Here is a 14,664-nt window from a genome sequence, read left to right as displayed (position 1 = left end):
GTTCAGCTCGCCCCGCCGGTCAGGCGATAGCCGAAGCCGCGCCGCGTCTCGATACTGTCGCTGCCGATCTTGCGCCGCAGCCGCATGATCAAGGCTTCGATCGCGTTGACGTCGCCGATTTCCGACGTGCCGTAGAGATGGTCGGCGATCTCCCCCACCGCGATCGTGCGATCGGCCTGGTGGGCGAGAAAATTGATCAGGCGGAATTCGAGCGGCGAGACGCGCGTCTCGACATCGCGCACCAGCAGGCGGCGATTGCGCGTATCGACCTTGAGCCGCCCGATTTCGAGTATCGGCGCGGCATGACCGCCGGCACGGCGCAGCAATGCCCGCGCCCGCGTGACGAGTTCGCCGAGCTGGAACGGCTTGGCGAGATAATCGTCCGCCCCCGCCTCGATCCCCTCGACCTTCTCGGTCCAGTCGCCCCGCGCCGACAGGATCAGCACCGGCATCGTCCGCCCCGATGCCCGCCAGCGGCGCAGCACGGTCAGCCCGTCGAGCCCAGGCAGGCCGAGATCGAGCACGACGATGGCATAATCCTCGGTATCGCCGGCGAACCAGGCGTCGGGGCCATTGGTGATGCGGTCGACCACCAGCCCGGCCTCGGCCAGGCCGTTTTCGACATCGATCCCGATATCGGGATCGTCCTCGACCACCAGCGCGCGCATCAGCGCCGCTCCTCAGGATGATGCCCGTTGATCGTCATCACTGTCTCCTATGCGCCTGGTTCGCTGACACTCGGCTGACAGATTGTATTTTCGCATTCGTCAGGACCGTGTCAGTAGAGATTTGCTAGGGAGGAGTCATGTTGCAATCGCTCGCCCCCCGTTCCGGCCCGGCGCTCGCCCTGCTTCTTCTCGCCGGGTGCGCTTCCTATACGCCGCGGCCGCTCGCGACGACGCCGTCCGACAGCGATATCGCCGCGCTGAGTCGTGACGCGGCGACGATCGACCGGCCCTATCTCAGACCCGCCAATGTCGATCTCGCCGCACCGCTCGACGACAATGCCATTGCGGTGATCGCGGTGCTCAACAATCCCGATCTCAAGGCGATGCGAACCAAGGCCGGCGTCGCCGATGCCCAGGTGTTCTCCGCGCGCCTGTTGCCGGATCCGACCTTCAGCCTGGGACTCGGCGGCATTCTGTCGGGGCCCGATCCGTTCAGCGAGATCGCCAGTGGCCTCGGGCTCGACCTCAATGCCCTGCGCACCGGAAAAGTCCGCCGTCAGGCGGCTGAGGCGCAGGCCAAGCAGGTGCGGCTCGATCTCGCCTGGGCCGAATGGCAGACCGCGGGGCAAGCGCGGCTGCAGGCAGTCCGCATCCGCCGGCTCCAGGGCGCGATCGATCTGCTCCGGATCGACGATACGGCGGCGCAATCCCTGCTCGGGCGCAATCTGCGCGCGGCGGCACGCGGCGATGTCGCCTCGACCAGCGTCGAAGCGGTGCGAACCGATGCCGTCGCCACCGCGGACAAATTGCGGACGGCCGAACACGATCTCGACGCCGCCCGGCTCGAACTGGTCAAGTTGCTCGGCCTGCCCCCCGAAACCCAGCTGCGGCTGGCGCCGAGCGTCGACACTGCCCCCGCGCTCGACCCCACCATGCTGACGCGGATCGCGCTCGACAATCGCCTCGATTTGCAGGCGTTGCGCGCCGGCTATGACGCGCAGGAAGCAGCGGTGCACAAGGCGATCCTCGACCAATTCCCGACTCTCGCGCTCAACCTCAATTTCACCCGCGACACCGGCGGCAATGCCATCCTCGGGCCGACGGTCGATTTCACCTTGCCGTTATGGAACCGCAATCGCGGCGGGATCGCGGTCGAGCGCGCGACCCGCGAGCAGCTCAAGGCCGAATATGACGCACGGCTGTTCCAGACCCGCGCCGATATCGCTGCGGCGGCCAGCGCGGTGAGCCTGGCGCGGCGCCAGCGTGACGCGGTCCGCGAGCAGCTGCCGGAGCTCGACCGCCTCGCGCGCGTCAGCCGCGCCGCCGCCGCGCGTGGCGACGTGTCGCGGGCGACCGCCGAAACCGCCGAAGGTGCGCTGCGCGACAAAAGGGTCGAACTCGCGACCGCGGACCAGACGATCGACGAAGCGATGATCGCGCTCGAATTGCTGACGGGCGTGCCCAGGGAGGATTGGAAATGAAGGCCGGACTGGCATTGACCCTGGCGATCCTGCTCGCCGCCTGCGGCTCGAGCGAGGATGCCGCCGATGGCGAGGCCAAGCCGGTCGCGTTGGTCGCGCTTGCCGCCGCGCAACAAGGCGCGGTCGACGAGACGCTGACCGTCTATGGCGCGGTCGAGGCCGGGGCGATGGGCAAGCATGTCCTCGCCGCGCCGGCCGAAGCGACCGTCGTCGCGATCGAAGCGCCGGTCGGTACCAAGGTCGGCGCCGGACAAGTGGTGGTCCGCCTAGCGCCCAGCCCGACCAGCAGGCTCGATTACGCCAAGGCCGCGACCGACGCCGCCACCGCGCAGGCAGCTTATGCCCGCGCGCAACGCCTCCGCGCCGACGGACTGGTCAGCGATGCCGATGTCGAGACCGCGCGCGCCGCCGCGCAGACGGCCGGTGCGACCCGCGCCAGCCTGGGCGCCCGCAACGGCGCGCTGACCTTGCGTGCGCCCACTGCGGGCTTCGTCGAAAGCGTGGCCTCGGCACCCGGCGATCTGGTCGCGCCCGGCACCGCGGTCGCCTCGATCGCCGGATCGGGCAATCTGCGCGCGCGCTTCGGGATCGACCCTGCCCAGGCATCGCGCGTCAGGCGCGGCATGGTGCTGCGCGTCACGCCGCCGAGCGGCATTCCCTTCTCCGCGCCGGTGCTGTCGGTCGATCCGGTGGTCGACCCGACCACCAAGCTCGCGTCGCTGTTCGTCAACGTGCCCGCCGGATCGGGGATCGGCACCAATTCCGCGCTCAACGGCCAGCTCGATCTGGGCAGCACCGGTGACGGCGCGGCGCTGACGATACCCTATGCCGCGCTGCTCGACGATGCCGGCCAGCCTTATGTCTTCGTCGTCGCCAAGGGCGTCGCGCATCGCCGCGACGTCGAGACCGGCGCGGTCAGCGGCGACCGCATCGTGATCGTCAAGGGCGTGAAGCCCGGCGACCAGGTCGTGACCGAGGGCGGCACCGCGCTCGAGGACGGCATGCAGGTGCGGACCAAATGAGCGCGGCGCTCTCGCGTCACGCGCGGTCGATCTGGCTCGCGGTCGCACTGCTGACCCTGGGCGGCCTGCTCGCCGCGACCCGGCTGCCGGTCAGCCTGTTCCCGCATATCGATTATCCGCGCGTCGTCGTCGCGGTCGATGCCGGCGATCGCGACGCCGCGCAGATGGCGGCCGAGATCACCCGCCCGATCGAGGTCGCGTTGCGCGCCGTCCCCGGCGTGACGCGCATCCGATCGACCACTAGCCGCGGCTCGGCCGAGGTCGCGCTCAATTTCGACTGGGGCGACGATATGGCCCAGGCGACGCTCGCCACGCAGGGCGCGATCGCGACGATCCTGCCCGATCTGCCCGCCGGTACGCGGTTCGACGTCCGCCGCTCGGATCCGACGATCTTCCCGGTGCTCGGGATCGCGCTGACCTCGGACAATCTCGACCAGCAGGCACTGCGCCAGATCGCCGAACTCAAGGTGCTGCCCGCGCTGTCGACCGTGCCCGGCGTCGCCGGCGTCGACGTGCTCGGCGGTTCCCCACGCGAATTCGCGGTCGATGTCGATCCCGGCCGTCTCCAGGCGCTTGGCCTGACTTTGCCCGATGTCGCCACCGCGATCGGCAAGGCCAATAGCGTGCGCGGCGTCGGCAAGATGGAGGATCGCCACCGGCTCTACCTCGTGCTGGTCGAGAACCGCGTCGCCTCGGCCGCCGATATCGCCGCGATCCCGGTCAAGTCGGGCCAGACCAGCGGCGCCGGCCTGGTCACGCTCGGCCAGATCGCGCGGATCCATCCCGCCCCCGCACCCGATTTCACCAAGGTCACCTCGAACGGCCGTAACGCCGTTTTGGTCAATGTCCGCCAGGCGCTGACCGGCGATACCGTCACGATCGTCAAGGCGGTCGATGCGCGGCTGAAACAGGCCGGCCTCCCGCCCAGCGTCAAGGCGACGCCATTCTACGACCAGTCCGAACTCGTCACCGGCGCCGCCAACGCGGTGCGCGACGCGATCATCCTGGGCGCGATCTTGGCAGGCCTCGTGTTGTTCCTGTTCCTGCGGTCGGGCCGGTTGATGCTGATCACCGGACTGATGCTGCCCGCCGTGCTCGCCGCGACCTGCCTCGCCTTGTTTGCGCTGCACATGAGCTTCAACATGATGACCCTGGGCGGCATGGCCGCCGCGGTCGGGCTGGTCGTCGACGACGCGGTGGTGATGCTCGAACACGTCATGCGCCGCATACAGGAAGGACGCGCGACGACGCCGCCGACCTTGCTCGAGGCCGCCGCCGAAATGGGCCGTCCGCTGGTCGGATCGACGATGGCGACGATCATCGTCTTCCTGCCGCTCGCGTTCGTCAGTGGCGTCACCGGCGGCTTCTTCCAGGCGCTCGCGGTGACGATGGTCGCCGCGCTCGCGGTGTCGCTGCTCTACGCGCGCTACGTCATCCCGCTGATCGCCGCGCACTGGCTGCGCGACAAGGATGCCGAAGCGGCCGAGCGCGCCGATGGGTTCATGGGGCGGCTGGGCAAATGGTACGGCTCGGCTGGCGACCGCGCGTTCAAGCGCCCGGCGGTGTTCGCCGGGATCGTCGCTGCCGCGCTCGTCGTGCTTGGCGTCCTCGCATGGAGCCACGTTCCGTCGGGCTTCATGCCGGCGATGGACGAAGGCGGCTTCGTGCTCGACTATAAGGCGCAATCGGGCGCCAGCCTGGAGGATACCGACCGCCTGCTCCGCCAGGTCGAGGATATCATCCGCGCCACGCCCGAAGTCGCCAGCTATTCGCGGCGCACGGGCCTGCAACTCGGCGGCGGCCTGACCGAGGCCGACGAAGGCGATTACTTCATCCGATTGAAGGGCGGATCGCGCCGGCCGATCGAAGAAGTGATGGCCGATATCCGCCAGCAGGTTGCGGCCAAGGTGCCGGGGCTCGAGGTCGAGCTGATCCAGCTGATGGAAGACCTGATCGGCGACCTCACCGCGGTGCCCGAGCCGATCGAGGTCAAATTGTTCGGCGACGATCCCAAGCAGCTCGCCGATGCCGCCGCCAAGGTCGGCGGAGCGATCGGCAAGATCGACGGCGTGGTCGAAGTGGTCGACGGCCTGCGCGTCGCGGGCGATGCCGTGAGCGTGCGTGTCGACCCGGGCGCCGCCGCGCAACAAGGGCTCGATCCCGATGCGGTGGCGAGCCAGGTCGAGGCGCTGGTCGGCGGATCGGCCGCGACCAATGTCCGCGCCGGCGAACAACTGGTCGGCGTCCGCGTCCGCGCGCCCGAGGAATTGCGCCGCCGCACCGACCAGATCGCGGCGCTCGTCCTGACCGCGCCCGACGGCCACGCCGTCCGGCTGGGATCGATCGCCAGGATCTCGATCGATCCGGGCCAGCAGCAATTGACTCGCGAGGATCTCGCGCCGTTCATTGCGGTCACCGCGCGGCTCGAAGGGCGCGATCTGGGCTCAGGCATGCGCGATGTGAAATCGACGGTCGATGGGCTGCACCTGCCCGCGTCGGTCCGGGTCGATTATGGCGGCCTCTATGCCGAGCAGCAGAAGAGTTTCGCAGACCTCAGCCTGGTGTTCGCGGCTGCCGTCCTGCTCACTGCCTTGCTGCTGACCTTGTTGTTCGAGCGGCTTGCCTGGACCGGGGCGGCGCTCGCGACGATCCTGTTGTCCGCAGCGGCGGTGCTCGCCGGACTATGGGCGACGGGGATCGAGCTCAACATCTCGGCACTGATGGGGCTGACGATGGTGGTCGGGATGGTCACCGAGCTGGTGATCTTCTTCCTGGCGGAGATCGATCGCGATGCCCCGCTGACGCTGGACGCACTGCGTGAAGCGGGCGCCAAGCGACTGCGGCCGATCCTGATGTCGGCGCTGATCGCTGTGCTTACCCTGGCGCCGCTGGCTCTGGGGGTAAGCCGTGGAGCCGGGCTGCAACAACCCCTGGCGACGGCGATTATCTTCGGGCTGGTGGCGGCGGTGCCGCTGGTACTGCTGTTCCTGCCGGCGGCTTTGTGGTCGATCGCGAACCTACGGCGGCGGGATGCTCGCGCGGCGTGATCGATAGCAACGGTCTCCCGTCGTCATGCCGGGCTTGTCCCGGCATCCAACGTGCCACGACGGACGGAGCCCATTTGGGAGGCTTGGCCCCCGAAATGGGTCCGGGGTGACGGGGGAAGTTGGGAGTGATCTGGGCCGTGGGGCCGTGAACGCCCCCATAAGCACAAGGGCCGAGGGGCTTGAAATGGGTGGGAAGTGGACGTTAGGTTAGTTGTTCGACGCCGGAGTATCGTATCCGCCAAAGGGGCCGAACACGACGCGAAATTCAGCCATGCTCTCGTAGAACTCCGCTTGGCTAGGCATCGCCGTCCGTTGCTCCGGCCACTGCGATGAAACATACTTATCGTAATCTGCGGCTGGCATCTGGTTAACCGTGGTGGGTTTTCTGGAACCGAATACCCCATCGCTTCGACGGCTTGAATGGCCGCCCACGCCGCCGCTACCGGCTCGTCGCCACGGCAGAAAACCTGAACGTATGCACCAATTAGCGGAGCAGGAAGCTGCTCTGTTCCCGCTCGAATGTGCAAGGGAACAATCCACACGGGCATCTCTGCCAGAGGGTGCGGTGTTTCCTTCTTACCAAATAGCCGCATCATTCCCCCGCACTAGCAACTATAACTGCCTTGGACGAACGTCTGCAACTGGGTCGGGAGCCGCCATGCGAGCCGCTTTGGATGGTTCGTCAGCAAGGCGCCCAATTTCGGACACTCAGAAGTCAGCTAGTCGAGCAAAAGCAGACATTCGCGCAGCGGAAGTTGCCTTACTTAAAGTCGAAACGTCGCCGCACTCTAGGTTGGGCGCGCAGAATTTACCGGTCGCCACAAGCTACGACACGACAGTCCCGTCGAGCGAACGGCGCCACATTATCCTTCGGCGCCGGCACGAAATTGACGAAGCCAAGCGACAGCGAGCGCTGAAAAGGGGGATTTTTCGTCGGCCAAGGCCTTCATTTCGTCGAGCGTGCGATCAAGGAGCTGGCGGACCATCTTCGCGACCTCCGGCGTGCCGGCGGCGAGGAGAGCGTCGCTGACCGCCGGGGCTTCGAGCGCGCCGAGGACCTTGCCGAGCTCGAGGACCTGCCAGCCGAGAAAGCGCAATTGGCGCACCAACCGCGTGCGCGCCTGGACGAGCCCGAGCCGGTTCAGCCCATAGACCTGGATCGAGGTCGCGCCGCGCGGGCTCGGGCCAGCCGGACCATGCGGCAGTATGAGTGCCAGCGTAGAGCCGGCACCCAAGTCAAATTTGAGATGATCCTCGGGTTTGTCGCGGCACGGGTTGAGCAGCAACGGGAGTTCGGCGGCGAGGTCGTCGCCATCCTTTGCCGCATAGGCGCCGGCGATCGGAAAGCTGTCCTTCTTGCCCGACTGCCCAGTCCCCGGTGCCAGGCCGAATCGGTAAAGGTCGACGAGGCTCGTGGTGGCGGCCGGGACGGTCTGCTTGCGCTTGCGGTTGCAGTCGATGCAGCTTGGCAGCAAATTGTCCCATGCCATCGCAAGCCACCAATAGCCGCCATGCCCTGGGCTCTCGGCGACGGCGCTCTTGGGCCGATAATGCTCGACATCGACCGGCCCCACCGCGGCGAAGAAGGACTCGCAATAGGCGCACTTGCCGAAGAACAGCGCTTCGAGCCGCCGCTTGACCTCATCCGATTTGTAGACCGAATACTTGAACGCGCCCTTTTTTGGATCGGTGTTGGCGTCGTGCGCTTTGGCGCGGTCGAACTCAGTCTGGCCGGCGGCATTCAGCTTGGTCAGGGATTTCGGCGCGGCGGCGGTCCCGCGATCGACGTAGCGCACGGCTAGATCCCTTTCAGCGCTTCAACGATGCGCGCGCGCTGGGTGTTGCGTAGCGTGCGGAGCTCGGCCTCGGGCAGCACGCGGCGCTCGCGAAGATAATCGGCCACGGCCTCCTGGACGAGCCGGTGCGCGGCGCTGGTGCCGACCGGCAATGCCGCCGCCACGTCGCGCTCGAAGGCGTCGATCATGATGAGCTGCCTCTCGTCGAGATGTTCGCCGGCGAGTTGCTTGGTTAGCAGGTCGCCGATCTCGGCGAACTTATCGTCGAAGTCGGGAGAGTCGGTCGAAAATAACTGGAAGGCGTTCGAGGTGAGCAACTGATCGATCTGCATGAGGGACGCGGGCGGCAGGTCGGTCATGATCTCAAGCGCGATCGGCAGTTGCGTGTCGGGGTCCTGTGCGCCGTCGATCCGCTGCAATACCCGAACCTCGCGGTCGCCCATCCCGCGGATGCACAGCGGATCGTGGGTGGTGGCGATGATCGTCATGTTCGGCAACGCCTTGCGTAAGCCGCGCATGATCTGGATCTTCCAGCGTGGGTGGAGGTGCGCCTCGATCTCGTCGATGAGGAGGATGCCGCGCGCCGAGCGGATGGTCTCGAATTCGGGAAAGACCCGCTTGTTCATCAGGCCGGCCATGACGTCGCACACCATGGCGAGAACCGAGCGAAAGCCGGAGGAAACGACGCCGAGCGGCGTGCGGCTGAAGCGTTCGCCGGCGCCTTCGCTCACATCGAGCGTCAGAATGCAGCGGCGCGCGTCGAAATCGCGATGGATCGTGTCGATATCATCGCGCTCGATCGACAGGATGTCGTTCAAGGCGCGGGCGACCATCTGAAAATGATCGTCGTCGAGCGATAGCAGCCATTGCTCGGGGTTGGACAGCAACGTGTCCGAGTAGAACAGGTTCTGGATGTACTTGATCGCCGAGTAACGGCGCGCGCTGTCGCGATACTGGCGAAAGGCGCTATAGGCGAACACCGGCGGCAGCTGGAAGGCTTGGCTGGTCACGACCCGATAGCTCGCCTCCGTGATCGTGAGCGTACGCGAGCTGCCGTCGTTCATGTCGATGCGGATGTCCGCACGCTCGCGCCGCTTGCCCGCCTCCTGGCCGAGATATTCGGGGTCAAGCAGCAAGTCATGGCGGTCGAGGTCGAGGCCGTCTCGCGCCTCGCGTGGCGACATCGCCAAGGCGATCGCCTCAAGGATCGAGCTCTTGCCGGTGGCATTCTCGCCGACGATGAGAAGCGCGGGCACCGACTGCTCGCGTCCTGGAATGGTCGGCGCCTCGGCGTCCTCGGGAAGCTTGATGGTCAAGGACTCCACGCCCTTGAAATTGGTCAGGCTGACCGACTTGACCCGCGCCCGACTGGGGCGCGCCGCAACCTCCCTTTGTGGCTGGTCGGGACCGCGCTCGTCTTCGGCGCGCAGCGCGACGAGCGCAGTGCGCATCCGCGCCTCGGCGCCGTCCTCGTTCATCAGGCGGCGATAGAAGATCGGCAGCTGGACCCGCGACAGCACGGGAGTCTTTTCGTACGCACGCGCAACGATCCGCGCGAGGCGGCGCAGTAGGAGGAACCAGGTGCCGCCGAACTCGAGCTCGGCAAAGTCGAACAATGCCTTGATCTGCTCGCCGCTGTCGTCGTGTCCGAAATTGTCGAAGCACTGCAGCAGGCGATCAACATTGCCTTCGTAAGCGACCGCGCGTGCCCTGACGCGGGCGGGGGCATCGAGCTTGAAAGTATCGATCGTGAGCGAGCCTTCCTCGCGATCTGACCAGATGACGCCGTCGAGGCGCGGCACGAGCATGCGCGAGAAATCGGTGCGGACGCGGCAGGGATCGAGCAGCAGGTTTAGCTCGTCGGGCGGGTCGTTGCGCCAGAACAGGCCGCGCTCGCTCTCGGCATAGCGCTGGATCTGAGTCTTGGTCGGGATCCGTGCGCGGTTCGACCTGACGGGAAAATAATTCGGCTCGGCCGGCCGGCAACTGGAGCAGATCGGGTAGATGTTCTCCCAAGCGTCGGCCAGCCACACGTAGTAAAGATGGCCAGTCTCGGGCGACTGCGAGGGCAGCGCCTCGGCCTGCGGGCGGAAGCGGTAGGCGGTGGTCGGTTCGCGCGCCTCGCAGAACGCGCATTTGCCGCGGAACAGTCGATTGAGCGCTTCGGTGACGGTGGTGTCGTCGAGCTTCAGGATGGAGCGCGGTGAGTCCATCTGGTTGCGGCGCGCGGGATCGGTCAACATGTAGTCGGCCATTAGGACGCGCGAGCGCTTGGCCTCCTCGCTGCGCAGATAGGCCGGGGTTTCCTCCTCGGATCGATCGAATGCCTGCATCCCCACCTCGACACTTCAACGACTGCGACGAACAGCATCGGTGTTATTGCCGGTTTGCGCAAATAAATCACGGTCGATTGGTGTCGAAAAGCGGAGGGGGATGCGGTCACACGGTCCGCTCGAAGACGTCGAGTCGCATCAATAGCGTGATTTGACCAAACTTCTAATCTATATGAAATGGAAAATAGATGTAAGTCAGAGGGAGTTGAATGGTTCATATGTCCGGGCAGCGAATAATCCGGACCCACAAGCAGGATGGCTGGCGATGCTACAGTACATCGGCAGAAAGTCACGAAGCATTCGCAGCGCTTCTTCTCGCGTTTGCCCGGCGCATCGGCGCTGTAGTTGCTGGCCGCAATGGCGCGCTCATTGAACCAATTGTCCCGCGCCCGACCGAAGCAGCCGAAGAGCGATCTCTGAGCGCGGCGTATGGGTTGAGCGAATTGCCGATGCATATTGATACGGCCCATTATCTACGGCCCGCCCGCTATCTTCTGCTCGGCTGCGCCAATCCCGGGCACTCGGGAGCGCAGACCCGGCTAGCCCCCATCAGCGCCCTCAAGTTCTCCCCCGCCGAGCTTTCACTGTTAGCCTCTGCTGCGGTGCTGGTGCGCACCGGACGGCGCTCGTTCTATTCGACCATCTTGGATAAGGGCCGTCCCTTCCTCCGCTATGATCCGGGATGCCTGGAGCCCTTGGACGCGCGCGGCGAAGAAGCACTTCAAATCGTCAGTGATGCGATTGAGCGCATCGAAGTAATAAAGCACGAATGGCGTCGAGGCGAAATCTTGCTGATAGACAATTGGAGCATGTTACATGGCCGAACTGCGACGGCAGCAGACGGCCGCCTTCTCTTTCGAGTGAGCGTTCAATGACCGATGTAAATACCGCCATTTCAGAGGAGGCGCTGCTCGGGAAGTCGCGGGCCTACATCGCGAAGGCATTGCACCGAAAGGGCGAGAAAGATCTTGAGGAATACCAGCTGTGGGCATCGTTGGCGCTTGAGTTGCTGGGCAAGGCGGCGCTCGCTCACCGTCACCCGTGCCTTGTGGTCGATCCGACCCACTCCCCTTCGCTTTTTGTCGCCGCTGGCGTCACCGCCACAACGGACGTAAAGACCATCACAGCAAAGACGCTCTTCGAACGGCTCCGCCATCTGATCCCGGCCTTCGATGAGGATGTCCGTCAAAATTGCCAAGCCATCTCCGAAAGACGCAACGCCGAATTGCATTCCGGCGATGTCCCGTTCAGAGCGATGAAGGTGGAGGCGTGGGAGGCGCGCTACTGGTACGCCTGCAACATCATCCTCGCCTCGATGGGGCGCAATCTGGATGATTGGATCGGCGAAGGCGAGGCGAAAGAAAAACAACAGCTTCTGGCAATCGCCGCCGAGAAGCTAAAGGCCTCCGTGGCGGTCAAAATCGAAGCCGCCAAAGTGAAAATACAGGGAATTTCACAGAAATTGAGAGAGCAACTTATAGAAGAGGCGGCGGCCCGTAGCGTCGTTCACTACACCGATCTCTTCAAGTGGACCAATGACAATACCTGGGAAGCGAAGTGCATCGTCTGCACCGCCAAAGGCTTTCTGGCAGGCGACAGCGTTAGTGAGGAAGTCATCGACGAGACTTACGATGATGGTCCGTGGGAAACTGTCGAGATTACCTACTCAGCAGACGAGTTCGCCTGCCCCGTTTGCGATTTGCACCTCACCGGCCAAGCCGAGGTTCTCGCGGCGGGGTACGAACTGGAACACACCGAAACCGACGAGCGCCAGATCGAATACGAGCCGGAATACGGGAACTGCTGAAGCGTCCCCAATCGCAGTACAACAAATGAGAGGGAGGTTGGGCGATCTGATTTTGCCCTGGAATGCCGGCTTTGTTGACGGCTCCTGCCCCACGAGGACGGCGAAGGAACGGCAGCTATAGCCTTTGCGGTCCTGAAACCTGCTAGTCTCCAAGCGGCCCACTTCCTGCCATTCCTTTTAGCGGCGATCGACCGACCGCAACTGGGTCGCTCGCCGAACAGACCGCTTTATGAGACTACGACCCAGCTAGAAATCGGGTGAACGGACTGCAGGCCCCCGTCAGCCCCGCCCCATCTCCAGCGCGCCCAGATACGTATCCAGCGCGACGTTCCGCCCGCACAACACCACCGCGACCTTCTTGCCGCGATAGCGCTCGGCAACCTGGACCAACCCAGCCAATGCCGCACCGGCCGCGCCCTCCACCATCCAGCGGTCGCTCTCGGCGAGCCGCCGCATCGCCCGGGCAATTTCCAACTCGCTGACCCGGACCGTCTCATCGATCACTTGCCGGCAGACGTCGAAGGTCACCGATCCCGGCTCGATCGCCCCCGCCGAGCCGTCGGACAAGGTCGGGCTTTCGGGCGTCTCGACGATCTCGCCCGCCTCGAGCGAGTCGAGCATGCAGGTCGAGGCCGCGGGCGATACCGCGACGATCCGCGTTTCGGGCGACAGCGCCTTGAACACCGTCCCCACGCCGCCGGTCAGACCGCCGCCACCCGTGCAGATGAACACCGCGTCGAGGTCGTCGGCCTGCTCGATCAGTTCGAGCCCCATCGTCCCCTGCCCGCCCATCGTGTCGTAATCGTTATACGGCGGGATGTACGGCACGCCGCGCCGCTCGGCCTCGGCGCGCGCCTGCAACTCGCCGTTGAGCGAATTGCCCTCGACCGTCACCAATTTGGCGCCCAGCGCGCGGATCGCGTCGAGCTTCATCTGCGGCGCGCTGTCGTTGACATAGACGGTGGCGCCGATCCCGAACGCCGCGGCGGCATGCGCGACGGCACGGCCGTGATTGCCGGTCGAGGCGGTGAACACCTCTTCATGATCGGGCGCGAGCAGCCGCACCTTGTTGGTCGCGCCGCGCAGCTTGAACGATCCGGTCGGCTGGAGGTGATCGCATTTCAGCCAGAGGTCGCAGCCGAGCGCGTCGGACAGCGCGTCGCTGCGCTGGAGCGGCGAGACCAGGACGTGCGGGCGGATCGCGACATGAGCGTCACGGATGCGGTCGATCAGGGCGGTCATGTCGGATCCTTGGACTGGGAGGGTCAGCCGCGGAGCGCGGCGGAAATACCGACGAGCCCGGCCTCGAGCTGGTCGGCGGTCGGCCAGGCATAGCCGACGCGGAAATAGCGGTCGGACATCTCGAACCAATGGCCCGGGCCGACATAGGTGCCGTGATCCTGGAGCAGACGGCGATAGAAAGCGTCGGTGCCGCCCGGCGGGTCGGCCTTCATCCGCGGAAAGCACACCACGCCGCCCGACGGGCGCACCCATTCGAGCAATTCCTCGCCCGCCATCCATTCGGCAACGCGGTCGAGCCGGCGGCGCCATTCGGCGAGCGTCGGGGCCAGGAAGGCGTCGCGCCTGGCGAGGATTTCCTCGGCGACCCATTCGTTGATCACGCTGCCGCAGATGCTGATCTGCTCCTTGGCGGCGAGAAATATTTCCATCAGCGCGGGATCGGTGTTGATCATCCAGCCGACGCGGATGCCGGGCACGCCGAACGCCTTGGACAGCGACGCGACGCTGATCACGTGGTCACCGAGGGACGCCGCGATCGGCAGCCTGGTGGTGATCGCGAGGTCGCGATAGGTCTCATCGACCAGCAGCAGGCAGTTGCGTTCGGCGGCGAGCGCGACCAGCGCGGTGAGTTCGGCTTCGCTCATCATCACGCCGGTCGGGTTGTGCGGGCAAGTGACGCTGATCAACTTGGTCGCGGGCGTGATCGTCGCGGCGATTGTGTCGAGGTCGAGCGCGAAGCCGTTGTCGAACTCGAGATCGACGAAGCCGATCTGGCAGCCGATCGCGCGCGGCGTCTCGATATTGGTCGCGTAATTGGGACGCACGACGACGAGATGATCGTCCTTGCTCAGCAAGGCGGTGGCGATGATGAACAGCGCGCCGGCCGCACCGCCGCAGATCAGCACGTCGTCGACCGCGAGGCCCGGCGTCTCCTCGATGATCAGCGAGCGCAACCGCTCGCTGCCGCGATGCTCGCCGTACAGCAGGGTCAGATCGGGGACGGTCAGGCCGAGGCTGCCGATCGACTGATCGACGATCGAGCTCTCGGACAGATTGTTGCGGATGTTGCCGTACCCATATTCCTCGGGCGATTCGACCTCGATCGGCATCCGGACGTAACGCATCGTCTTCCCTTTCCTGGCCCCGGGCGGGCACGCGCGATTGTGCCGGATCGGCGCGTCGGCGCCATCCCTCTTGAGAGGGGGCTGATACTCCCCTCCCTGTAAGGGAGGGGTTGGGGGTGGGTGCGCGCGTCTGCGCGCCCAAAA

10 protein-coding genes are annotated in these 14,664 nt (G+C 65.5%); 5 read left to right on the top strand and 5 right to left on the bottom strand.

Features of this window, described 5'->3' with window-relative positions; all coding sequences use genetic code 11:
* Positions 1–2 precede the first annotated feature (2 nt).
* A complete protein-coding gene (locus AC1DQQ_RS16895) occupies positions 3–668 on the bottom strand; it encodes a response regulator transcription factor (RefSeq protein WP_478045941.1) in 666 nt (221 codons plus the stop codon).
* Positions 669–805: 137 nt separating this feature from the next.
* Between AC1DQQ_RS16895 and AC1DQQ_RS16890 the strand changes: the two genes are divergently transcribed.
* The 3 genes from AC1DQQ_RS16890 to AC1DQQ_RS16880 are packed head-to-tail and all read left to right on the top strand — an operon-like array spanning position 806 to position 6,218.
* On the top strand, positions 806–2,149 hold the full coding sequence (locus AC1DQQ_RS16890; protein WP_478045940.1) for a TolC family protein: 1,344 nt from the start codon (positions 806–808) through the stop codon (positions 2,147–2,149).
* Entirely contained in the window at positions 2,146–3,171 is a 1,026-nt protein-coding gene (locus tag AC1DQQ_RS16885; protein WP_478045938.1) for an efflux RND transporter periplasmic adaptor subunit, read from the top strand. The genes AC1DQQ_RS16890 and AC1DQQ_RS16885 overlap by 4 nt, the downstream gene beginning before the upstream one ends.
* Complete coding sequence (locus AC1DQQ_RS16880; RefSeq protein ID WP_478045936.1) at positions 3,168–6,218, top strand: efflux RND transporter permease subunit; 3,051 nt, start codon at positions 3,168–3,170, stop codon at positions 6,216–6,218. Before AC1DQQ_RS16885 ends, AC1DQQ_RS16880 begins: the two co-directional genes overlap by 4 nt.
* Before the next feature lie 863 nt (positions 6,219–7,081).
* Here AC1DQQ_RS16880 and AC1DQQ_RS16875 read toward each other — a convergent pair.
* Positions 7,082–8,014 carry a hypothetical protein gene (locus tag AC1DQQ_RS16875; protein WP_478045934.1) on the bottom strand — a complete coding sequence of 311 codons (933 nt, stop codon included), beginning with the start codon at positions 8,012–8,014 and terminating at the stop codon, positions 7,082–7,084.
* A gap of 2 nt (positions 8,015–8,016) precedes the next feature.
* On the bottom strand, positions 8,017–10,347 hold the full coding sequence (locus AC1DQQ_RS16870; RefSeq protein WP_478045932.1) for an AAA family ATPase: 2,331 nt from the start codon (positions 10,345–10,347) through the stop codon (positions 8,017–8,019).
* Positions 10,348–10,556: 209 nt separating this feature from the next.
* Here AC1DQQ_RS16870 and AC1DQQ_RS16865 point away from each other — a divergent pair, with 209 nt between their 5' ends.
* Together AC1DQQ_RS16865 and AC1DQQ_RS16860 are read left to right on the top strand one after the other, a co-directional pair.
* Positions 10,557–11,222, top strand: a complete 666-nt coding sequence (locus tag AC1DQQ_RS16865; RefSeq protein ID WP_478045931.1) for a TauD/TfdA family dioxygenase — start codon at positions 10,557–10,559, stop codon at positions 11,220–11,222.
* Positions 11,219–12,154: a hypothetical protein gene (locus AC1DQQ_RS16860; RefSeq protein WP_478045929.1), complete on the top strand. Its 936-nt coding sequence runs from the start codon at positions 11,219–11,221 to the stop codon at positions 12,152–12,154. The genes AC1DQQ_RS16865 and AC1DQQ_RS16860 overlap by 4 nt, the downstream gene beginning before the upstream one ends.
* Before the next feature lie 279 nt (positions 12,155–12,433).
* Here AC1DQQ_RS16860 and AC1DQQ_RS16855 read toward each other — a convergent pair whose 3' ends face one another.
* Together AC1DQQ_RS16855 and AC1DQQ_RS16850 are read right to left on the bottom strand one after the other, a co-directional pair.
* A complete protein-coding gene (locus AC1DQQ_RS16855) occupies positions 12,434–13,396 on the bottom strand; it encodes a threonine/serine dehydratase (RefSeq protein ID WP_478045927.1) in 963 nt (320 codons plus the stop codon).
* 23 nt (positions 13,397–13,419) lie between these two features.
* Positions 13,420–14,520 carry a pyridoxal phosphate-dependent aminotransferase gene (locus AC1DQQ_RS16850; protein ID WP_478045925.1) on the bottom strand — a complete coding sequence of 367 codons (1,101 nt, stop codon included), beginning with the start codon at positions 14,518–14,520 and terminating at the stop codon, positions 13,420–13,422.
* Between the last annotated feature and the right edge of the window lie 144 nt (positions 14,521–14,664).

It is taken from the genome of Sphingomonas sp. P4_G3, from assembly GCF_056401105.1.
The sequence above is the reverse complement of the archived record's forward strand: the minus strand, read 5'-3'. Positions and strand labels throughout refer to the sequence as shown.

Bases quoted from the DNA above. Each gene is read 5' to 3' on its own strand.
- AC1DQQ_RS16895 (WP_478045941.1), bottom strand. From the start codon at position 668: ATGCGCGCGCTGGTGGTCGAGGACGATCCCGATATCGGGATCGATGTC.
- AC1DQQ_RS16890 (WP_478045940.1), top strand. From the start codon at position 806: ATGTTGCAATCGCTCGCCCCCCGTTCCGGCCCGGCGCTCGCCCTGCTT.
- AC1DQQ_RS16885 (WP_478045938.1), top strand. From the start codon at position 2,146: ATGAAGGCCGGACTGGCATTGACCCTGGCGATCCTGCTCGCCGCCTGC.
- AC1DQQ_RS16880 (WP_478045936.1), top strand. From the start codon at position 3,168: ATGAGCGCGGCGCTCTCGCGTCACGCGCGGTCGATCTGGCTCGCGGTC.
- AC1DQQ_RS16870 (WP_478045932.1), bottom strand. From the start codon at position 10,347: ATGCAGGCATTCGATCGATCCGAGGAGGAAACCCCGGCCTATCTGCGC.
- AC1DQQ_RS16865 (WP_478045931.1), top strand. From the start codon at position 10,557: ATGGTTCATATGTCCGGGCAGCGAATAATCCGGACCCACAAGCAGGAT.
- AC1DQQ_RS16860 (WP_478045929.1), top strand. From the start codon at position 11,219: ATGACCGATGTAAATACCGCCATTTCAGAGGAGGCGCTGCTCGGGAAG.
- AC1DQQ_RS16855 (WP_478045927.1), bottom strand. From the start codon at position 13,396: ATGACCGCCCTGATCGACCGCATCCGTGACGCTCATGTCGCGATCCGC.
- AC1DQQ_RS16850 (WP_478045925.1), bottom strand. From the start codon at position 14,520: ATGCGTTACGTCCGGATGCCGATCGAGGTCGAATCGCCCGAGGAATAT.